Annotated in this window: 20 protein-coding genes; 9 read left to right on the forward strand and 11 right to left on the reverse strand. The window is 70.8% G+C overall.

The genetic code is table 11. From position 1 onward, the window contains the following. Positions 1-12: 12 nt before the first annotated feature. The 6 genes from arsB (at position 13) to ACWA15_RS09625 (ending at position 4,936) form a co-directional block, all read left to right on the forward strand. Positions 13-1,134, forward strand: coding sequence for an ACR3 family arsenite efflux transporter (gene arsB, locus ACWA15_RS09600; RefSeq protein WP_464054848.1), 1,122 nt, complete (start codon positions 13-15; stop codon positions 1,132-1,134). After that, positions 1,131-2,177: a metalloregulator ArsR/SmtB family transcription factor gene (locus ACWA15_RS09605; protein WP_464054849.1), complete on the forward strand. Its 1,047-nt coding sequence runs from the start codon at positions 1,131-1,133 to the stop codon at positions 2,175-2,177. The genes arsB and ACWA15_RS09605 overlap by 4 nt, the downstream gene beginning before the upstream one ends. 31 nt (positions 2,178-2,208) lie before the next feature. Further along, on the forward strand, positions 2,209-2,643 hold the full coding sequence (locus ACWA15_RS09610; protein ID WP_464054851.1) for an arsenate reductase ArsC: 435 nt from the start codon (positions 2,209-2,211) through the stop codon (positions 2,641-2,643). Then, positions 2,640-3,656 (forward strand): thioredoxin-disulfide reductase, encoded by a 1,017-nt coding sequence (gene trxB / locus ACWA15_RS09615; protein WP_464054853.1) that lies wholly within the window; start codon positions 2,640-2,642, stop codon positions 3,654-3,656. The genes ACWA15_RS09610 and trxB overlap by 4 nt, the downstream gene beginning before the upstream one ends. Positions 3,657-3,688: 32 nt before the next feature. After that, positions 3,689-4,225 carry a universal stress protein gene (locus ACWA15_RS09620; RefSeq protein WP_464054854.1) on the forward strand — a complete coding sequence of 179 codons (537 nt, stop codon included), beginning with the start codon at positions 3,689-3,691 and terminating at the stop codon, positions 4,223-4,225. Between the two features lie 75 nt (positions 4,226-4,300). After that, positions 4,301-4,936: a response regulator gene (locus tag ACWA15_RS09625; RefSeq protein ID WP_464054855.1), complete on the forward strand. Its 636-nt coding sequence runs from the start codon at positions 4,301-4,303 to the stop codon at positions 4,934-4,936. 14 nt (positions 4,937-4,950) lie between these two features. Here ACWA15_RS09625 and ACWA15_RS09630 read toward each other — a convergent pair whose 3' ends face one another. The 3 genes from ACWA15_RS09630 to ACWA15_RS09640 form a co-directional block, all read right to left on the reverse strand. Then, positions 4,951-6,519, reverse strand: coding sequence for a GAF domain-containing sensor histidine kinase (locus ACWA15_RS09630; protein ID WP_464054857.1), 1,569 nt, complete (start codon positions 6,517-6,519; stop codon positions 4,951-4,953). A 120-nt stretch (positions 6,520-6,639) separates the two neighbouring features. Next, a complete protein-coding gene (locus ACWA15_RS09635; RefSeq protein WP_464054858.1) occupies positions 6,640-7,212 on the reverse strand; it encodes a DoxX family membrane protein in 573 nt (190 codons plus the stop codon). Positions 7,213-7,263: 51 nt separating this feature from the next. After that, complete coding sequence (locus tag ACWA15_RS09640; RefSeq protein WP_464054860.1) at positions 7,264-8,187, reverse strand: universal stress protein; 924 nt, start codon at positions 8,185-8,187, stop codon at positions 7,264-7,266. Between the two features lie 249 nt (positions 8,188-8,436). On the opposite strand from ACWA15_RS09640, the gene ACWA15_RS09645 reads away from it, so the two are divergent. Continuing rightward, positions 8,437-9,480: a zinc-dependent alcohol dehydrogenase family protein gene (locus ACWA15_RS09645; protein ID WP_464054862.1), complete on the forward strand. Its 1,044-nt coding sequence runs from the start codon at positions 8,437-8,439 to the stop codon at positions 9,478-9,480. Between the two features lie 3 nt (positions 9,481-9,483). Here ACWA15_RS09645 and ACWA15_RS09650 read toward each other — a convergent pair whose 3' ends face one another. The 5 genes from ACWA15_RS09650 to ACWA15_RS09670 form a co-directional block, all read right to left on the reverse strand. Next, on the reverse strand, positions 9,484-10,470 hold the full coding sequence (locus ACWA15_RS09650) for an Acg family FMN-binding oxidoreductase (protein WP_464054864.1): 987 nt from the start codon (positions 10,468-10,470) through the stop codon (positions 9,484-9,486). A 113-nt stretch (positions 10,471-10,583) separates the two neighbouring features. Then, positions 10,584-11,819, reverse strand: coding sequence for a Dyp-type peroxidase (locus tag ACWA15_RS09655; RefSeq protein ID WP_464054866.1), 1,236 nt, complete (start codon positions 11,817-11,819; stop codon positions 10,584-10,586). Further along, positions 11,819-12,385 carry a copper chaperone PCu(A)C gene (locus ACWA15_RS09660; protein WP_464054868.1) on the reverse strand — a complete coding sequence of 189 codons (567 nt, stop codon included), beginning with the start codon at positions 12,383-12,385 and terminating at the stop codon, positions 11,819-11,821. The genes ACWA15_RS09655 and ACWA15_RS09660 overlap by 1 nt, the downstream gene beginning before the upstream one ends. Before the next feature lie 37 nt (positions 12,386-12,422). Continuing rightward, the gene (locus tag ACWA15_RS09665) at positions 12,423-13,124 is read right to left on the reverse strand and encodes a hypothetical protein (RefSeq protein ID WP_464054870.1); all 702 of its coding nucleotides are present in this window, start codon (positions 13,122-13,124) and stop codon (positions 12,423-12,425) included. Between the two features lie 130 nt (positions 13,125-13,254). After that, positions 13,255-13,584: a metal-sensitive transcriptional regulator gene (locus tag ACWA15_RS09670; RefSeq protein WP_464054872.1), complete on the reverse strand. Its 330-nt coding sequence runs from the start codon at positions 13,582-13,584 to the stop codon at positions 13,255-13,257. Positions 13,585-13,713: 129 nt separating this feature from the next. On the opposite strand from ACWA15_RS09670, the gene ACWA15_RS09675 reads away from it, so the two are divergent. Continuing rightward, the gene (locus tag ACWA15_RS09675) at positions 13,714-13,878 is read left to right on the forward strand and encodes a hypothetical protein (RefSeq protein WP_464054874.1); all 165 of its coding nucleotides are present in this window, start codon (positions 13,714-13,716) and stop codon (positions 13,876-13,878) included. 84 nt (positions 13,879-13,962) lie between these two features. On the opposite strand, the gene ACWA15_RS09680 is transcribed toward ACWA15_RS09675, so the two are convergent. The 3 genes from ACWA15_RS09680 to rox form a co-directional block, all read right to left on the reverse strand. Beyond that, positions 13,963-15,867 (reverse strand): heavy metal translocating P-type ATPase, encoded by a 1,905-nt coding sequence (locus ACWA15_RS09680; RefSeq protein ID WP_464054876.1) that lies wholly within the window; start codon positions 15,865-15,867, stop codon positions 13,963-13,965. Positions 15,868-15,967: 100 nt separating this feature from the next. Further along, the gene (locus ACWA15_RS09685) at positions 15,968-16,273 is read right to left on the reverse strand and encodes a DUF4235 domain-containing protein (RefSeq protein WP_464054878.1); all 306 of its coding nucleotides are present in this window, start codon (positions 16,271-16,273) and stop codon (positions 15,968-15,970) included. A 72-nt stretch (positions 16,274-16,345) separates the two neighbouring features. Next, positions 16,346-17,764, reverse strand: a complete 1,419-nt coding sequence (rox, locus tag ACWA15_RS09690) for a rifampin monooxygenase (RefSeq protein ID WP_464054880.1) — start codon at positions 17,762-17,764, stop codon at positions 16,346-16,348. A gap of 443 nt (positions 17,765-18,207) precedes the next feature. Between rox and ACWA15_RS09695 the strand changes: the two genes are divergently transcribed. Then, positions 18,208-19,335, forward strand: coding sequence for a YihY/virulence factor BrkB family protein (locus ACWA15_RS09695; protein ID WP_464054881.1), 1,128 nt, complete (start codon positions 18,208-18,210; stop codon positions 19,333-19,335). Positions 19,336-19,580: the final 245 nt, after the last annotated feature.

Consider the following 19,580-nt stretch of genomic DNA (forward strand, 5'->3'; position numbering starts at 1 on the left):
AGGCCTTCCGTCGTGACAGACACCCGCACGCTCAGCCCGGCCCCGGTCACCGGTGCACCCGCACCCACCCGCCTGTCCACCCTCGACCGCTGGCTCCCCGCCTGGATCGGCATCGCGATGGTCGCCGGCCTGGTCCTGGGACGGTTCGTGCCGGGCGTCTCGGACCTGCTGGCCCGGATGGAGGTCGGGGGCATCTCGGTGCCGATCGGCCTGGGGCTGCTCGTCATGATGTACCCGGTGCTGGCGAAGGTCCGCTACGACAAGGTGGCGTCGGTGACCGGGGACCGACGCCTGCTGATCAGCTCCCTGCTGCTCAACTGGCTCGTGGGCCCGGCCGTGATGTTCGCCCTGGCGTGGGTCTTCCTGGCGGACCTGCCCGAGTACCGCACCGGACTCATCATCGTCGGGCTCGCGCGCTGCATCGCGATGGTCGTCATCTGGAACGACCTGGCCTGCGGGGACCGGGAGGCCGCCGCGGTGCTCATCGCGATCAACTCCGTCTTCCAGGTCGTCGCCTTCTCCCTGCTCGGCTACTTCTACCTGACGATCCTGCCCGGCTGGCTCGGCCTGGACGCCGCGGGCCTGGACATCTCGATGGGGCAGATCGCGCTCAACGTCCTGGTCTTCCTCGGCATCCCGCTCGTCGCCGGGTTCGCCTCCCGCGCGATCGGTGAGCGCACCAAGGGACGCCAGTGGTACGAGGAGAGCTACCTGCCGGTCATCGGGCCGTGGGCCCTCTACGGGCTGCTCTTCACGATCGTCCTGCTCTTCGCCCTGCAGGGAGAGGCGGTCACCTCCCAGCCGCTCGACGTCGCGCGCATCGCGCTGCCCCTGCTCGTGTACTTCTTCGTCATGTGGGGCGTGGGGATCATCGCGGGCAAGGCGCTCGACCTCGGGTATGCGAAGTCGACGACCCTCGCCTTCACCGCGGCCGGCAACAACTTCGAGCTCGCCATCGCGGTGGCGATCGGCACCTTCGGTGCCACCTCGGGACAGGCGCTGGCCGGGGTCGTCGGCCCGCTCATCGAGGTCCCCGTCCTGGTCGCCCTGGTCTACGTCACCCTCTGGGTGGGGCGCCGCTGGTTCCACGTCGATCCCTACCAGACCCTGCCCGAGAAGGAGAAGACACGATGACCACCACCGCCTCGACCCCCGCCACCTCCGCCGGTTCCTGCGACCAGGCCTCGCCCGAGGCGCACACGATGAGCTCCGACGCCGCCGCGCAGGTGGCCACGGTGCTCAAGGCCCTCGCCGAACCGCTGCGCCTGCGCATGCTCTCCTGCATCGCCACCAGCCCCACCGGGGAGGCCTGCGTCTGCGACATCGCCACCGTCGCCGACGTCGCCCAACCCACCGTCTCCCACCACCTCAAGGTCCTGAGGGACGTCGGGGTGCTCACCTCCGAGCGCCGCGGCACGTGGGTCTACTACCGCATCGCGCCCGACCTGCGCGGCGCGGTGAGCACCCTGCTGGACGCCTTCGCCCCCGCCGTGCTCGACGCGGCCGGCGCGCCAGGTGCCCCGGCGGGTCTGGTCGACGTCGACGCCGTGCTCTCCCGGGTCGCCGACGACCTGCGAGCCCGGTTCGCCGACCTCGAGCCCCAGCTGGTGACCACCACGGTCCGGGAGTCCTACGCCGCCCTCGCCCGCGGCGCGGGCGTGCGGTCCCACCTCGTCGTGACCGCCGAACGCTTTGCCCGCCAGCGCCTGGAAGACCTCACCCGGGCCGCGCAGCCGGGCACCCGGCCCCCGCAGGTGCTGTTCGTCTGCGTCGCCAACGCCGGCCGCTCCCAGCTCGCCGCCGAGCTCGTGCGCCGCTACGTCGGCGACGCCGTCGTCGTGCGCTCGGCCGGGTCCGCGCCGGCCGGCGACATCCACCCCGGGGTGCGCCACGTCCTGGCCGGGCTGGGCGCCGACACCGCCGCCGCCTACCCCAAGCCGCTCACCGACGACGCCGTCCGCGCCGCCGACGTCGTGGTGACCATGGGCTGCGGGGACACCTGCCCGGTCCTTCCTGGGATCCGCTACGAGGACTGGATCGTGGGCGACCCGGCCCTGGCCTCCCACGAGGGGGTCCTGGCCATCACCGCCCAGATCGACGCCCGGGTGCGTACCCTGCTCGCCACCCTGCTCCCTGACCTCGAGCTCCCCGACATCGAGCTTCCCGACCCCGCGTGACCGAGCACCTCAACGACACCAGGAGACACTCATGACTGACACCACCACCAAGCCCTCAGCCCTGTTCGTCTGCGTCCACAACGCCGGCCGTTCACAGATGGCCGCCGGGTTCCTCCAGGCGCTCTCGGGCGGGCAGGTCGAGGTCCGCTCGGCCGGGTCCCAGCCCGCCGACCAGATCAACCCGGTCGCCGTCGAGGCGATGCTCGAGGTCGGCATCGACATCCGCGACCAGACGCCCAAGGTGCTCACCCCCGATGCCGTCCAGGCCTCCGACGTGGTCATCACCATGGGCTGCGGCGATGTCTGCCCGATCTTCCCCGGCAAGCGCTACGAGGACTGGAAGCTCGACGACCCGGCCGGCCAGGGCATCGCGTCGGTGCGCCCCATCCGCGACGACATCAAGGCCCGCGTCCTGGTGCTGCTGGACGAGCTCGGCATCGACGTGACCCTGGGCGCGCGGTCATGACCGCACCCATGAACGACGCCCCCACGCATGACGTCATCATCATCGGCTCCGGGCCGGCCGGGTACACCGCGGCCGTCTATGCTGCCCGGGCCGGGCTGGCCCCGCTGGTCCTGGCCGGGTCGATCACCGCCGGTGGCGCGCTGATGAACACCACCGAGGTGGAGAACTTCCCCGGGTTCCCCGACGCGATCATGGGCCCTGAGCTCATGGAGAACATGCAGAAGCAGGCCGAACGGTTCGGGGCCCTCATCGAGTGGGACGACGCGACCGAGGTGGAGCTGACCGGGCCGGTCAAGACGATCCGCACCGGCAACGGGGACACCTACACCGCCCGCGCGGTCATCCTGGCCACCGGGTCCGCCTACCGCGAGCTGGGCCTTCCCGACGAGAAGCGCCTGTCCGGGCGTGGGGTGTCCTGGTGCGCGACGTGCGACGGGTTCTTCTTCCGCGACCAGCACATCGTCGTGGTTGGCGGGGGCGACTCCGCGGTCGAGGAAGCCACCTTCCTGACCCGCTTCGCCTCCAAGGTCACCCTGGTGCACCGCCGCGGTGCGCTGCGCGCCTCCAAGATCATGGCCGAGCGTGCCGCCGCCGACCCCAAGATCGACTTCGCCTGGAACAGCGAGGTCGTGGCCATCCACGGCGAGAGCAAGGTCGAGGGTCTGCGCCTGCGCGACACCGTCACCGGCGCCGAACGCGAGATCGACGCGACCGGGCTGTTCGTGGCGATCGGCCACGACCCCCGCACCGACCTCGTCAAGGGCCAGGTCGACCTGGACCCCGAGGGCTACATCACCGTCCAGGGCCGCACCACCCGCACCACCGTCCCCGGAGTCTTCGCCTGCGGGGACGCCGTCGACCACACCTACCGCCAGGCCATCACCGCCGCCGGGTCCGGGTGCGCCGCCGCCCTGGACGCCCAGCACTACCTCGCCGACCTGGCAGACCTCACCGACCTCACCGACCTCACCGACCCGGGCACCACCCACGCACCCGTTGTTACAGTGGCATGAGGTAGGTACAGCTCCACCCGGGGAGGCTCCTGATGTCCGACGTCCCCCAGCCCAGCACCGCGCGGCTGACCCCGTTCGCCGGGCATCCGGTCGTGATCGGCGTCGTCCCCGGCCAGCCTGATCTCGTCGCGGTCACCGCGGTGTCGCTGGCCCAGGGGATCGGCTCCTCACGGCTGCACTTCGCCTACGTCGACGCCTCCCGTTTCGTCGATCGGGAGTTCCCGGACGGCACCGTGCGCCACCGCGCGCTGGACCCGGACGGCGTCGACGACGACTGGCTCGAGACCGACGCGCACCTGCGCACGCATCTGCAGCGGCTCCTCGCCGACGTGGACGTGGACTGGGAGTTCCACTACCTGGCCGGCCGTGCCGATCGGGCGTTGACGCACCTGGCCCGCGCGGTGGACGCGGCGGTCATCGTCGTCGGTTCACGCGCACCGGGGCCCGGGGCCAAGATGCGCGAGCTCTTCGAAGGGGCGGTCGCGGTGCACCTCGCCCAGCACCAGCACCGTCCCGTCCTCACGGTCCCGCTGAGCGTCGTCGACTGGAAGGCGCGCACTCCCTGGTGACTCCGCCGCCCACGGAGAGACCGTGAAGCTCCCTGCGGAATGGCCCGTGAGCGCGGCCGAGGGTAGAACAGAGGCATGGAGCGGATCAGGGTGTATCTGCTCGACGACCACGAGATCGTCCGCCGCGGGCTCAAGGGTCTCCTCGAGGCGGAGGGCGACATCGACGTCGTCGGGGAGTCAGGTTCGGCTCAGGCTGCCGTGCGCGATCTCGCTGCGTTGCGTCCCGACGTGGCGGTGCTGGACGTCCGCCTTCCGGACGGCTCGGGCATCGAGGTGTGCCGCGAGCTCCGCTCGACGTGCCCCGAGGTGCACGCCCTGATCCTCACGTCCTACGACGACGACGAGGCGCTCTTCGCGGCGATCATGGCAGGCGCGTCGGGGTACCTGCTGAAGGTCATCGCCGGCTCGGACGTGGTCACCGCGGTGCGCAGGGTGTGTGCCGGCCAGTCCCTCATCGACCCGGCGCTGACCTCGCGGGTGCTGGAGCGGGTGCGTCAGGGACCCGCCCAGGTGCCGGCCCTGGCGTCCTTGAGCGATCAGGAGCACAGGGTCTTGACGCTCATCGCCGAGGGCAGGACGAACCGGCAGATCGCCTCCGCGATGTTCTTGTCGGAGAAGACGGTGAAGAACTACGTCTCGAGCATCCTGACCAAGCTGGGCCTGGAGTCGCGGACCCAGGCGGCCGTGCTGGCGACCAAGCTCCACCCGTAGACGCAGGCCCGGGCCTAGGGCAGCGGCACCTGCCAGGTGAGGAGGCAGCCGTGCGGGTGGCGGTCGGTGACCTCGAGGGTGCCTCCGAGCTCGGTGGCACGCTCGGCGAGGTTGCGGAGCCCGCTGCGCGGACTCGACCGGTCGGCGCCGGCGCCGTCGTCGGCGACCGTGCAGGTGAGCTCGGCGGGGGAGACCCTGATGGCCAGCCACACCCGCTGGGCCGAGGCGTGCCGGGCGCTGTTGGACAGCCCCTCCCGCAGGACGGCGACGACGTGATGATGGAGGGAGGAGTCCAGGAGGGTGTCCAGCGGACCGGTGATGGTCAGGGACGGTGTGTAGCCCAGGACGTGGGCGTACTCGGTCACCAGTCCCTGGATCTTGGCCCGGATGGACAGCTGTTGGTGCGTCGGTCGGAGGTCGACGATCGACCGGCGGATCTCCCCGATCGTCGCGTCGAGATCGTCGATCACCGTGTGCAGGCCATCAGCGGTCGCCGGTTCAGCGGCGCTGCTGATGGTCTTGAGCTGCAGGCCGAGGGCGAACAGCCGCTGGATGATGACGTCGTGCAGGTCGCGGGCGATCCGGTTGCGCTCAGCCAGGACCGCGAGCTGCTCCTGGATGGTTCGGGTGTGGTGGCGCTCGAGGGCGAGCGACGCCTGGCCGGCGTAGTTGGCGATGAGGTCTGAGGCGTCGGCCGCGTTCTCGGCGAAATGGCCCCGCGGCATGACGACGATGAGCGCACCGCGGGTGAGCGTGTCGATGACCAGGCGGGTCATGACCGCTCCTCCGGCAGGGAGGTCGATCCAGCGGGTGCTCGAGGTGGCCATGGCGAGCATGAGGGTCGGGTGGAGCCGCTCCAGGGTCACAGCCGGGTCGGTGCTGAGATCCCCGACGGCGGCCCGGACCGTGAACTGTCCCGAAGGGGTCGGGGCGATGGCGATGGCAGTGAGCCCCTGGGCTGCCTCCAGGGCTCCGTGCAGCACCGCTTCGAGGGCCTCGTGGGGGGTGAGCGCCCGCAGGACGCCGGCGGGCATGAGCGCGGTGGCCTCCAGCCAGCGCGAGCGGCGTTCGGTCGTGATCAGGAGGTTGGCGTGCTCGATGGCGATTCCCGCCAGGTGCGCCAGGGCCACGACGGCGTTCTCGTCGTCGGCGGTGAACGCCGACCCGGTGGTCTTGTCCGTGAGGTAGAGGTTGCCGAACACTCGATCGCGCACCCGGATGGGGAGCCCGAGGAACGTCGTCATCGGGGGGTGCCCCGGAGGGAAGCCGGTGGCGGCGGGGTGCGTGTTCAGGTCGTCGACCCGCAGCGGTTCGGGGTGGTCGATGAGGTGACCCAGAAGGCCGTGCCCGGTGGGTAGGGCACCGATCTGTCCCCGCTCCTCGTCGCTGACTCCCTCGGCGTGAAACTCCACCAGGTGGCGCCGGGAGTGGCCGATCACCCCGAGGGCACCGTAGCGGGCGCCCGAGACCGTGCACGCGGCGCGCACCACGCCGACGAGCAGATCGCGCAGGTCGAAGTCGGAGGAGACACCGCCGACCGCCCGCAGTATCGCGTCCTGCACCTCAGCCGAGGTCCTGTCCACGTCTCGAGCGTATTCCTGATCCACACCATCCTCCCGTCGAGAATCCCGAGGTGGGCGCAGCGCCGCCCCGGAGCCGGCCTCGACCCCGGGGCGTCCGCGCCGTGCGGTGACCTCGGAGGGTCAGGCGAGGATCGGCCACCGCTGTACCAGGTGTGTGTGCTGCCACTGACGCCCGAACCCGAGGGTGGTGCCGGCGTTGCCGAGCGCGAGCGCAATGAGGACGAGTGCGTAGATCAGGTGGTCGTCCATGAAGGGGTTGTTCGCCGGTGGGAGGACGGCCGTCCACATGAGGACGAGCATGATCGACCCAGCGATGGCCGCCAGGCGCATGCCGATTCCCAGGATCAACGCCAGGCCGATGGCGGCCAGCCCGATCATGAAGACCCAGTCCACCCATGCCTGGCCGGCCAGGTCCTGGTAGAAGTCCGCGAACGGACCGGAGGTGGCTCCTTGGAGGAACCCCGCGGTGGGTTGGCCCCCCTCGATCCAGGCCGACTCGGACGGGGTCTCGTGGCCGAGCCCGAAGAGCTTGTCGAGGAAGGCCCAGAGGAAGATCCAGCCGATGCTGATCCGGATCAGTGCCCCGACGTACCGCAGCGCGGGACGGTCTTGGGTGGCGTCCGAGTGGTGAGCACCCTGCGACCTGGACGAGCCGGTGGGCTCAATTCGGTTGGGTTCGTGGGTCGTGCTCATGTTCGTCCTCCTTGGTCGTGCCGTCCCGGCAGGGACGACGGGGGCGATGGTTCAGCTGTCGGGCTCCCAGGCCCCGGTCGGGGCCGGCCAGTCGACCGGGATGACCTCGAGGGGGCAGTGGGCATGTTGCAGGAGGGCGCGTGTCGTGCTGCCGGGGCTCGTCATGGCTACCCTCGTGCCGAGCCCGCCGTGCCCGTGGCGGCCCACGAACATGAGGTCGGCGTGCTGGGAGCTGCGGACCAGGGCGTCGGCGATCTCGGCGTACTCCAGCCGGGTGGTGACCTGGACGTCGGGGTATCGCTGCGTCCACTCCTGGACGAGCTCGTAGATCATGCCTCGGGTCTGCTCGTTCCACTCCTGCTGGACCGACCACTCGTCGACCAGGTAGTTGTAGAAGGGGTCCATGCGCCAGCAGTGCACGACCTCCAGGTGAGCGGTGCGTTCGTGTGCGGCGGCGAAGGCTCGTGCCAGGATGGACGAGGAAGCCGCCGACCCGTCGATCGCGGCGACCAGCCGGTCGTAGTGGTGGTCGTCGGACCACTCGTGGGGGACGCTCACCACGGGGCACCGCGCCCGGGCCACCACGCCGAAGGTGGTGCTGCCGGTGAAGATCCGCTCCATCACACCGGCTGAGCGGTGGCCCAGCACGACGAGGCGGGCCTGCTCGGCAGCGGAGGACAAGACCTGGATCGCGGGGCCGAGCGAGGTCAGCGGCCGGGTCCGCACCGTGCCCTTGGAGAGGTCGTCGGCGATCAGTCGAGCGTCTGCGAGCAGCTCGTGCCCGATGTCGGTGAGCGTCTCGCTCATCAGCATCGGCCACATCGGTGCGAACGGCACGACCTCGTGGATCGCGTTGACCAGCCACAGCTCGCAGTCCGTCCGCATCGCTTCGGCGACCGCGAAGCGCAGCGCGCGCCCCGCATCGGGGGATCCGTCGACACCAACCACGATCGGCTGGTCCTGGGTGGTGCTCATGGTGACCTCCGGGCGCTGACCTTCTTCCACCCCACGCTCCACCGAGCCGGACGATCTCACCAGGGCCGCCAGGCCCCTGGGGGAACGGGCCCTTCGGCAGGGCTCGTGCCCCAGGGATCAGCAAGCGCTCTCCCCACGTCGGTGTCTTCTGGCTCCCCGGGGTACAGGACGTCTGGGACTACCGGGACGCCCGTGGTCGGGCTGATGCTGGAGCGCCAGACACTTAGCGCTCGACACATGGAGGAGACCATGAAAGCTCTGGTGTTCGACGGGCCAGGACGACGAGCCTGGCGCGAAGTGCCCGACCCGCTCGTGCAGGATCCTCAGGATGCTGTCGTCAGGGTCGACGCGGTGACCATCTGCGGGACTGACCTGCACATCCTCAAAGGGGACGTGCCCACGGTGGACCCGGGCCGCATCCTGGGCCACGAAGCCGTCGGCACCGTCGTCGAGGTCGGCGCCGGCGTGAGCACCGTGGCCGCCGGCGACCGGGTGCTCATCTCGTGCATCACGTCCTGCGGACGGTGCGAGTACTGCAAGAACGGCAGCTACGGGCAGTGCCTGGGCGGTGGGGGATGGATCCTGGGACACCGCATCGACGGCACGCAGGCCCAGTACGTCCGCGTGCCGTTCGCGGACACCTCCACCCACCGGCTGACCGAGACGATCAGCAGCGAGGCGGCGCTGATGCTCGCCGACATCCTCCCGACGGCCTACGAGGTCGGCGTCCTCTCCGCTCAGGTGCGCCCCGGGGACTCCGTCGTGATCGTGGGCGCCGGTCCGATCGGGCTCGCCGCGGTGCTGACCGCCCAGCTGTTCAGTCCGTCCGTGCTGGCCGTGGTCGACCTGGACGAGAACCGCCTGGCGGTGGCGCGCGCTGCCGGGGCCACCCACGCCCTGACCGCGGGCCCGGACACGACCGAGCAGGTCCGCGACCTCACCGCCGGACTGGGCACCGACGTCGCGATCGAGGCGGTCGGGACGGCGCCGACCTTCGAGGCCTGCGTCGAGATGGTCCGCCCCGGCGGGCACGTCGCCAACGTCGGCGTGCACGGCTCCCCGGCGACGCTGCACCTGGAACGAGACTGGATCCGGGACCTGACCATCACCACCGGGCTGGTCGACACCCGCACCACCCCCACCCTGCTGCGCATGGTCGAGGCAGGCCAGATCGACGTCGGGCGGCTGGTCACCCACCGCTTCGCCCTCGAGGACGTCGATGAGGCGTACGGCGTCTTCGCCGACGCTGCGAAGACCTCCGCCCTCAAGGTCGTCATGACCGGCACGGGGTGAGGGTCAGTCCTGGACGTCGGATCCCGGGACGGCGGGTCGGGTCGAGGTGATGATCTCCTCGACCCGGCGCCGCGGCGTGTGCCGTTGGGTCCCGGTGTATCCCAGCCGCATGAGCATCTGCGGATATCCTGGCAGGTCGAGAGCGCGGCGCAGGTCGTGGCGGGTGGTCGGGTTCTCCAGGACGTTGGTCGCGAACGAGGCATGCACGAAGTACGTCGTGGCGACCAGGAGCAGGTGCTCGAGCGCCTCACCGGCCGCGACCCAGGCCTGACGTGAGTCGTCCGCCGTCGACAGGACCGCCATCGTGGAGCGGTGCTCGAAGGCGGCATCACCCGCACTGCCCCAGAAGCGGCGGACCGGCGCCTGGTCGTCGGAGCTGGCCGGGCCGAGCAGGTCGGCGGGGATCCCGTCCCCGCGGCTGGGGTCGGTGGCCGTCCACGCCGCTTCTTCTCCGCGGCCTACGGCGTCCTCGGCGGCGAGACCTTCCGCCCGGCGCACCAGCTCGAGCACCTGTGGGCGCACCGGGTCCCACGGGTGGATCACCCGGAGGTCACCCCCTTCGTCCCGCGCCGCCTCCTGCATCTCCCGCAGCACGTCCAGGTCGAGAGGCTGGTCGTCGAAGGGGGCCCGGGACGTCGCACGCCGCCCGAGAGCCACCGACAGCTCCAGCTCGTCCACCTCCGGCCCCAGGGCAGGTTCGAGGTGGACCCGCCCGACGAGCAGATCGTCGGACGGGCTGGGCAGCACCGCGACGCGCGCGATCAACGACTCCCGGCGAGCGGCGACTCTGAGGTTGTACAAGAACGCACCACAGCTGATGTACATCTCCCGGCCCGACGGGTCGGCATGGCGCAGCTGTCGCGACGGGTCGGCGTGGACGGCGATCCTGTCGCCCTGAACCTGCACGGCCCAGGGCTGGGTGTTGTGCACGCTCGGCGCCAGGGCGGCCGCCGCCAGGATCTTCTCGATACGAGCATCGACGACGTCCATGTCGCCACCCCTTTCAGTCGATTCCGTGACCTCTGCCTTCAGCACACCACGTCGAGGAGCGCCTCGCCAGGGTGGGATGACCCCTCTGCCCTGGCCGATAGGCCCGCAGGCTCTCACCCGAGGAGGGTGTCGCCGACGAAGCCGCCCTCGCGGCACCCCGGAGGGATGGCGACGACGGATGAACCGATCGGCGTGGTCCACTGGTTGAGCAGGTCGAGCTCGTCCAGACGCCGCTGGAGCGGGACGTACTGGGCGTCGACATCGGCTTGGAAGGCGACGAAGACCAACCCGGAGTTGGACACCTGGTCCCCGGTGGGCGGGTCGTCGTAGTTGTACCCGCGACGGAAGATCCGCTGGCTCGTGTCCTCCGAGCGGGCCCGGCGCATGTGCGAGAACTCCGCGATGACCGGGAAGCCCAGCGAGGTGGTCGCCTCGAAGTCGGGCTCGTCGTGCTCGTGGGTGCCGGTCAGCGGGGCGCCGTCGGCCAGGAACCGTCCGGTGGACAGCTCGCGCCCCACGCGGTCGAGGTGGTCCCAGGAGTCGAGGTCCATGCTGATGCGGCGCACGACCATGCTCGTCCCGCCGGCGAGCCAGCCCTGGGAGATCCAGACGAGGCCGTCGAAGTCGGTCGTGGCCGGGGCGGGGTTGACGGTCCCGTCGACCTGGCCGAAGAGGTTGCGCATCGTGGTCCCTGGCTGCTCGGACCCGTGCGCCCGCCGGAACCCCTGCTGGGTCCAGCGCAGCGCGGCGAAGCTGCGGGCATCCTTGCGCAGCATGCGCACGGTGTGGGCGACGGTGACCGCGTCGTCGGCTCCCACCTGGATGAGCAGGTCGCCCCCGCTCCAGGCGTCGTCGAGCCTGTCGACGGCGAAGGGTGGGAGTGGGCGCAGCCAGGACGGCTGGTCCGCCGGCCCGCCAGCCCTGCGCACGAGCTCGGGACCGAAGCCGAAGGTCACCGTGAGGCGCGCCGGGACACCGGCGAGCTCGGGCTCGGAGTCGGCCAGCGCTGCGGCGCCCTGGGTGAGGCGCGCGGCGTCGTCGGAGAGCACCTGCATCATCCGGCGCAGCGCCGCCCGGTCGGTCTCGGGGTGCAGGTCGAGGGCGAGCAGGGTGGTGTGCGCCTGCGGCGGGGTGTCGATCCCGGCCTGATGCGTCCCGTAGAAGGGGATGGTGAGGCCACCGGCGGGAGCCTGGGTGGCTTCAGGTGTCGCGGGGTCACGCTGACCCTGAACGAGGCGGTCGGAGCCGATCGCGGCCACGGCGCCGAGCCCGGCGGCAGCTCCTCCGAGGAGCAGCTGTCGCCGGGTGGGGCCGCCGCGACCAGGTTCGGAGTCCTGGTCGCGGGCCACTACTTGTCGTCCATGTCCATGTCGGAGTGGTCGCCCATCTCGCCCTGGTCCATCTCACCCTCCTCGTAGGTCTCGTTCGCCCCTGCATAGTCCTTGGCCGTGGCGGTGAACTCGACGGTGGACTCGTCGGAGAAGGTCAGCGTGACGGAGACCGCGTCACCGGCTCGCACCGGGGCGGTGAGGTCGATGAGCATGAGGTGGTTGCCGCCGGGCTCGAGGGTCAGGAGGCCCCCGGCCGGGATCGTGAACCCGCCGTCCTTCTGGCGCATGCTCACCGAGCCGCTCTTGTCCTCCACGGTCTCGTGGAGCTCGAGCCTGGCCGAGGCGGGCGTCGTGGCGGAGACGATCGTGAGGTCCTGCGTCCCGGTGTTCGTGAGGTCGCCGAAGGCCGCGGACATGCCGGAGTCGGCTGCCTTGACCCAGGCGTCGTCGATCGTGACCGAGTCGGCGGCGAGGGCGGGGGATGGGCTGGTGTGCTCTGCCGAGGAGTCGGAGCCGGCGCACCCGGAGAGCGCGACGAGCGTGGTGGCGAGGGCGAGCGAGGGCATGAGGAAGCGAGCGTGCATGAGGAGGGGTCCTTGCTGAGAGAGAGACAGTGAGAGGTCAGGCCAGCACAGCTGCTGGTGGACCTCTCCGCACGACGCCGGAGCTCACGACAGGCCGCAGCACGGGCACCCAGGTGCCATCCGTGTCCGACGCCGACGGGCAGGCCTGGGTCGCCAGGACTCGGATCCGGGTGACGGGCGGTGCGAGGAGAGAGACGATGCGCCCCACCGTCGTCCTGAGCTGGGAGAGCACGCGCTCGCCGCGGTGCAGCGTCGTGACGGTCACCACGGCGGCTGCGGCGTGCGCCACCCACATCCAGCCGCCGGAGTGGCCGGCGTGGGACAGCGCCTGCCCCGAGGTGGCGAGGGTCATCGCCGCGTGTCCGCCGTGCCCACCATGACCGGCACCTGGGGTGGTGGCGCTCGTGAGCAGCAGGGTCGCGGCGGGGGCGGTACCCACGACGAACAGGGTGTGGAAGAGGGTCTGGCTTGCGACCACGGAGACCGACAGCCTCAGCCAGGACAGCCGGACATCGGCAAGGAGCACGCACGCCGACGTCGCGAACACGAGCGGGACGGCGATGCCGGCGGGCCCAGGCATCGATGCGCCGGCGAGGATGTGGGAGAACAGGGCGACGACGGTGGAGAACGTCGCGGCGAGCAAACCGCGCAGCAGACGCGCGACCCGCGCCTGCTGCTGCTGCTGCTGCGGGAGGGAGACCTCCGAGAGATGGGCAGGACGTGGCGCCTCGATGGCCATCGACCCCACCTTCCGTCCATCGGCCTGCGCTACCGGCCAGCACGTGGTAGCCGGGGTTCTCCAAGACCTAGATCCTAGGTCACTGCCGGACGGCGGTCTGTCGGTGAGAGCGTTGACCAGCCACGATGCGTCAGGCGAGAGCCATGAACAGCTTCTCGAGCTCGGCGACCGTGAGCTTGGCGGGGGCTGCGCCTGCGGTGGTCTCGTCGGGCTCGGTGTCCTCGGTGAGGCACTGTCGCATCGCGGTCGAGATGATGACGAATCCGGCCCGGTCGAGGGCGCTCGAGACCGCGGCCAGCTGGGTGACGACGTCGCGGCAGTCACCACCGCTCTCGACTGCGGCAATCACCGCCGCGAGCTGTCCGTGGGCCCTCTTGAGGCGGTTGGCGACCTTCTTGACCGCCTGGGCGTCGTCCGACGACGCCGCACTGAGGGAGTCTGGCGACTGGGGAGTCTTCACGACGGTCACGACCTTCTGGCTGGTTCAGCGGCACGAGTGATCTGTTCGACCACTATACCCTAGGGGGTATGGTGGGTGACATGGCCGGGTCGACGAGCGACCTGGCCGCATGACGAAGGAGAACACTAGATGTGTCGAGCAGTGGCGTGCAAGCAGTGCGGCAAGACGACGTGGGCCGGGTGTGGGCAGCACGTGGACCAGGTCATGCGCGGGGTCCGGACGGCCGACCGGTGCCAGGGGCACGTGGCTGAGCCGCGGGGCCCCGGCTTCTTCGCCCGCCTCTTCGGCCGCTGAGACACTCTGCTGAGACACTCTGCTGAGCCACCCTGCTGAGCCACCCTGCTGAGACACCCAGCCGCACGATCGGGCAGCAGCGGCTCAGCGCTGTGTGCCGGCCGGTGCCGAGGGGGCGTCGGCCGGAGCGGTGACGGCACGCGTCGCGGGGGAGCGCCCGGGTGGGCCTCCCGCAGCGCGCAGGGCCCACAGGATCGACACCACGTCGACGCCCTCCTGGAACCACGCTCCGACGATGGCGGGCAGGACCCCGAAGGCGGCCACGACCATGAGCACCGTGCTCAAGCCGATGCCGACCCAGATGCTCTGCAGCGCCACGGTCACCGTCTCCCGCCCGACCGCCAGCGTCCTGGCGACCAGCGCCACGTCGTCGCGCAGGATGACCACGTCGGCGGACTCGCTCGCCGCGGTCGAGCCGCGGGCTCCCATCGCGATCCCGACGTCTGCGGCCGCCAGGACGGGGGCGTCGTTGACCCCGTCGCCCACCATGACGACCGGGCGGCTGGTGATCCCCTTGACGGCGTTCACCTTGTCGGCGGGCAGGTAGTTGGCCCGGACGTCGGTGACGGCGAGGCCCGCGGCGACGTGCTCGGCAGCCTGGCGTCCGTCACCGGTGAGCATGACGATCTCGCGGATGCCCTGGGTGCGCAGGTCGGCGATCGTGTCGCGAGCGTTGGCGCGGACCTCGTCACGCAGGATCAACGAGCCTGCGAACTCCGCATCGACCGCCACGTACACGGCGAGCTCACCGGCTTCGAGCGGCGCGCGGGCGACGTCATGACCTGCGGCGGCGGCGATGAACGAGCGCTTGCCCACCACCACGCTCCGCCCGTCGATCCGGGCGGTCACGCCGTTCGCCGTCGACTCCTCGGCCGACTCCGACCCGGACAGGTCGAGTCCGCGCGCCGCCGCGCCCTCCAGCACCGCCGCGGCCAGGACGTGGGAGGAGAACTGCTCGGCCGACGCCGCCAACCGCAGGAGCTCGTCGACCGGGACGGCGCCCGTGGTCCGCACGGCGGTCAGCTCCGGCTTGCCACGGGTGAGCGTCCCGGTCTTGTCGAAGGCGACGGACCGCGCCCGGTGCAGCTTCTCCAGGGTCGCGCTGCTCTTGATGATGACGCCCTCGCGGGCGGCGCGGCTCATGCCCGCCATGAACGCGACCGGCGCGGCGATGATCAGCGGGCACGGTGTGGCGACCACGAGCACCTCGGCGAAGCGCACCGCATCACCGGAGACCCACCAGGCGACGCCGGCGATGAGGAAGGCGACCAGCGTGAAGGGGATCGCGAACCGGTCGGCCAGGCGCACCATCGGGGACCGGCTCTCCGACGCCTCCTCGACGAGGGCGATGATCTGCTGGTACTGGCTGTCTTTCGCCGCGCGGGTCACCTCGAGGGTCACCGCCACCGACCCGGTCACACCGCCGGAGAGCACCTCCTGCCCGGCGACGCGCTCGACGGGCAGGCTCTCACCCGTCAGCGACGACTCGTCGAAGTCGGCGAGCGCGGTGATCAGCACGCCGTCGACCGGCACCACCTCGCCCGCGCGCACCATGACACGCTCCCCGGCCATGATGGACTCGACCGGGACGTCCTCGGTCGAGCCGTCGGGCCGCAGCCGGTGCCCGATCTGGGGGGCGTGCGAGAGCAGCGCCGTGAGGTCGCGCTTGGCACGGTTGGCGGCGTAGTCCTCGAGCGCCTCCCCGCCGGTGAGCATGAGCACGATGATGAGCGCGGCCCAGTACTCCCCGACAGCCACCGACGCGGCGACGGCGGTCACCGCGAGGACGTCGACGCCGAACGACCCCCGGAGCAGGTCGCGGATCATGTGCACGGCCGACCGCGACGCGATCGCGGCGGCGAACCCGCCGAGCAGCCACGGCACGAACCACGCCCACGACGACGCGGACAGCACCGCCCCGATCGCAGCCACCGCGACTGTCGCGGCGACGAGCGGGTACCGACGGACGGCGCTCCCGAAACTGGACATGATCGAGTTCTACTCTCGAATGCGAGCGGTCGCCAGCAAGGTCAGGCTGTCCTCGCAGGGAGGGGATGTCCTGCGATCGTGAGACCGGCCATGATGGGTGTCACTCGCCCGGCCACTCACCCGTCCACCGCTGGAAGGCGCGTGCTCCGCCGCGGTCGATCGCGGCCTTGACCCCCGCAAAGATGGCACCCTGGATCAGCGCCGCGATCACGATCTCGCGCAGCGAGTACTGGGACTGCAACGGGCTCGGCGTCTCGGTGCGATGCCCGGGTACGGCTCGCTTGTAGAGCTTCTTGAAGATCTGACCGGCGATGAGCCCACCGGTGATCGAGCTCACGAGCCCGAAGGGACGGTACAGGATCTTCGCGGCCTTGTTGGTCTGTGGTGCCTCTGCTGAATCGGTCATCGTCCGACGCTAGCCTGAGGCGGCTGACCTCGCAGGACAAGACTGCGCACCGTCGAGTGCGCCCGGGTGTGCTCAGCGCGCGGCGGCGCCGAACCACCGTGGCAGATGGCTGCGCAGCTCCTCCCTGTCGTCACCGACCCAGGCCACGTGGCCGTCCGGGCGCAGCAGGGCAGCGGGCACATCCAGCTCAGCGCTCGTGTCGACGACGTGGTCGACCCGATCTGCCCAGCCCTCGACCGAGAGCTGGCCGGTCTGGTCGAGCAGGAGGCCGCGGCCGCCGTGCATGAGCGCATAGAGGCGCCCTCGCCCCAGACCCACGTCCCGCATCCGTCGCCCGAGCAGGTCATGCCCTGCGCCGACGTCGTAGCGGACCCCGATCGCGGTGATCTTCTCGATCAGGTACCGGTTGACGTCCTCGAAGTCCATGAGCTCTGACAGCAGGCGGCGCACGGCGCGCGGCCCCGGCTCGGTCGAGATCAGCTCGCTCTGCGCGTGGGTGGTGCTCAGCACGTCGGCGGCCACCGGGTGCCGTTCGGCGTGATAGCTGGCCAGCAGTCCGTCCGGCGCCCAGCCGTTGACCTCGGCGGCCAGCTTCCAGCCGAGGTTGAACGCGTCCTGGATGCCGAGGTTGAGGCCCTGCCCGCCCAACGGTGGGTGGACGTGCGCCGCGTCGCCGGCCAGCAGGACCGTGCCGACCTGGTAACGCTCGGCCAGCCGGGTGGCGTCGCCGAAGCGGGAGAGCCAGCGCGGGGAGCGGACGCCGAAGTCGGTGCCGGCGACCACGCGGAGCTGCTGCTTGAACTCCTCCAGCGTCGGGGCCGAGCGGTCCTCGGCCACTCCCGCGGCGGGCACGACGATGCGGTACACCCCGTCCCCGGAGGGCCCGGCCCCGAACCCCTTGTGGGTCCTGCGGACGTCGGCCACCACGGCGGCCAGCTCCTGCGGCGGCGTGGCCACCTCCATCTCACCCAGCAGCCACTCGACCCGGGCAGGCTCGCCGGGGAAGGAGACGCCGAGCTGCCTGCGCACCGTGCTGCGCCCGCCGTCGCAGCCGACGAGGTAGCGCGAGCGCAGGTGCGTGCCGTCGGCCAGGTCGACGGTGACCCCGTCCTCGTCCTGGTACAGCGCGACCAGCTCGGCGCCGCGCCGGATCTCGGCACCGACCTCGTGGGCGTGCTCGGCCAGCAGGCGGTCCGTCGTGGGTTGGGGGATGCCGAGGATGTAGGAGTGCGCGGTGGCGAGCTGCGGTGGCGGCTTCTCGATACCGGCGAAGGGGCCCAGCGGGTACTTCCGGCCGTGGGTGAGGAACCGTTCGAGCAGCCCGCGCTGGTCCAGCATCTCGATGCTGCGCACATGCAGGCCGAGCGAGCGGACCTGCCTGGTCGGCTCGGTCTCCTTCTCCACCACGAGCACACCCACGCCATGCAGCCGCAGCTCACCGGCGAGCATGAGGCCGGTCGGTCCGCCTCCGGCGATGATCACGTCAATCATGGAGCCCCCATCGAGGTCGGGTCTCGGCAGGCTCCTGCCGGAGAAGGAACGATTCTCCCTTCCGCCGGGGGCCTTGTGGCAAGCCCCCTCGGGTGTTCTACAGTGAAGTGAGGGGCCGCATGGTGAGGATCCGCAGGACCAGCCGTGACCGGTACAGCAGCGAGCCGAGCGCGGGGTCACGCTCGACGGCAGCGCCACGATGAACTCCAGGTTGCCGCCGATGATCACGGCGTTGTCCGGGCCCGGACCGGTGATGAAGGTCGGGTCGGTTCGGATCGTCTCGTAGAGCCCGAGGGTCGTGATCGAGACGAAGGTGATGAGGTAGAGCACACCCGTGCGGGTGCCCTCGCGGGGTGGGCCGAGTACTGGCAGGGTGAGGTGGCCGACCCGGGAACGCCTCATCGAGGGGGACGGCTGCCGGAACCGAGACAGGGAGCCAGCTCATGGTGGAGATGCACGGACAGTCCAACGAGACCGAGGGGACGAAAGGTGCACCGCATCCCGAGGACCCGCGCAAGCCGGAATCACCGCCGGACCTGGAGGCCCGGTCCTGGAAGTACGCGGCCCGGATGACGTTCAGGCAGTTCCAGCGGGACCAGTGCCTCGACCTCGCTGCCGCGCTGACCTACTACGCGGTGCTCGCCTCCGCCCCCGCCATCCTGGCCCTGGTCTCGCTGATCGGGTTGGTGGGCAACAGCGGGCAGATCGTCGACGACATCCTCGACATCGCGTCGTCCGTGCTTCCCGCCGAGGTCGTCGACACGCTCCGGCCGATGATCGAACAGGTCGCCGGGAACGGAGACCGGGCAGGGATCGCGCTGATCGTCGGCGTGGCCCTGGCCCTGTGGTCGGCGTCCGGATACGTCGGAGCCTTCGGGCGGGCGATGAACCGGATCTACGAGGTGGAGGAGGGCAGGCCGATCTGGAAGCTGCGCCCGGTGATGCTCCTGATCACCGCCGCGGTCCTGGTGATGGCGGTGCTCGTGGTGGTTGCCCTGGTGCTCACCGGTCCCGTCGCCGAGGCGATCGGGGAGGTGGTCGGGCTGGGCTCCACGACCGTCACCGTCTGGAACATCGCCAAGTGGCCCGTCGTGCTCCTCCTCATCGTGGGGATCGTCGCCGTGCTCTACCACGCCACCCCGAACGTGCGTCAGCCAAGGTTCCGTTGGCTCAGCATCGGGGCGCTCGTCGCCATCGTCGTGTGGGCGCTCGCCTCCGTGGGGTTCGGCTTCTACGTGTCCCGGTTCGGCTCCTACGACGCGACCTACGGCGCACTGGGCGGAGTGATCGTCCTCCTGCTGTGGCTGTGGATCACCAACCTCGCGCTGCTCTTCGGAGCCGAGCTCGACTCCGAGCTCGAGCGGGGACGTCAGCTCCAGGGTGGGATCGCCGCAGAGGAGACACTGCAGCTGCCGCCGCGGGACACCCGGGCCAGCGACAAGCAGGAGGTCAAGCGCCTGGACGCCGTCGAGCGGGGGCGCAGCATCCGCCTGACCGGGCCAGACGACACGGCTCGTGACGACCACGATGGCTCGGACGACAGCGCCGGTGGGCCTGACGGCGGTCGCTGAGGACCGGCGCCGCGGCGATGGCATGAGGTGACCGGTCGTGTCGCGGGTCCCTGGCTCCCGTCCTACAGTGAAAACAGGACCCGACGGACCGGCGCTCGTCACAGCTCCCTCGGCCACCACAACCTCATCACGCGGCGACCCCACCACGAGTAGGCCAACGCGGAATCTGCATGAGGGAACGCGACCGCGGTCGCACACCCGACGTGCACCAGCACCTGAGCCCAAGGACGGTCCCAGGTCTGCGG

This window comes from Sanguibacter sp. TS_SC_8, from assembly GCF_055361235.1.

Excerpts from the sequence above, each read along its gene's own strand:
- ACWA15_RS09605 (WP_464054849.1), top strand. The coding sequence starts at position 1,131 with ATGACCACCACCGCCTCGACCCCCGCCACCTCCGCCGGTTCCTGCGAC.
- ACWA15_RS09610 (WP_464054851.1), top strand. The coding sequence starts at position 2,209 with ATGACTGACACCACCACCAAGCCCTCAGCCCTGTTCGTCTGCGTCCAC.
- trxB (WP_464054853.1), top strand. The coding sequence starts at position 2,640 with ATGACCGCACCCATGAACGACGCCCCCACGCATGACGTCATCATCATC.
- ACWA15_RS09620 (WP_464054854.1), top strand. The coding sequence starts at position 3,689 with ATGTCCGACGTCCCCCAGCCCAGCACCGCGCGGCTGACCCCGTTCGCC.
- ACWA15_RS09625 (WP_464054855.1), top strand. The coding sequence starts at position 4,301 with ATGGAGCGGATCAGGGTGTATCTGCTCGACGACCACGAGATCGTCCGC.
- ACWA15_RS09635 (WP_464054858.1), bottom strand. The coding sequence starts at position 7,212 with ATGAGCACGACCCACGAACCCAACCGAATTGAGCCCACCGGCTCGTCC.
- ACWA15_RS09640 (WP_464054860.1), bottom strand. The coding sequence starts at position 8,187 with ATGAGCACCACCCAGGACCAGCCGATCGTGGTTGGTGTCGACGGATCC.
- ACWA15_RS09645 (WP_464054862.1), top strand. The coding sequence starts at position 8,437 with ATGAAAGCTCTGGTGTTCGACGGGCCAGGACGACGAGCCTGGCGCGAA.
- ACWA15_RS09650 (WP_464054864.1), bottom strand. The coding sequence starts at position 10,470 with ATGGACGTCGTCGATGCTCGTATCGAGAAGATCCTGGCGGCGGCCGCC.
- ACWA15_RS09660 (WP_464054868.1), bottom strand. The coding sequence starts at position 12,385 with ATGCACGCTCGCTTCCTCATGCCCTCGCTCGCCCTCGCCACCACGCTC.
- ACWA15_RS09665 (WP_464054870.1), bottom strand. The coding sequence starts at position 13,124 with ATGGCCATCGAGGCGCCACGTCCTGCCCATCTCTCGGAGGTCTCCCTC.
- ACWA15_RS09675 (WP_464054874.1), top strand. The coding sequence starts at position 13,714 with ATGTGTCGAGCAGTGGCGTGCAAGCAGTGCGGCAAGACGACGTGGGCC.
- ACWA15_RS09680 (WP_464054876.1), bottom strand. The coding sequence starts at position 15,867 with ATGTCCAGTTTCGGGAGCGCCGTCCGTCGGTACCCGCTCGTCGCCGCG.
- ACWA15_RS09685 (WP_464054878.1), bottom strand. The coding sequence starts at position 16,273 with ATGACCGATTCAGCAGAGGCACCACAGACCAACAAGGCCGCGAAGATC.
- rox (WP_464054880.1), bottom strand. The coding sequence starts at position 17,764 with ATGATTGACGTGATCATCGCCGGAGGCGGACCGACCGGCCTCATGCTC.
- ACWA15_RS09695 (WP_464054881.1), top strand. The coding sequence starts at position 18,208 with ATGGTGGAGATGCACGGACAGTCCAACGAGACCGAGGGGACGAAAGGT.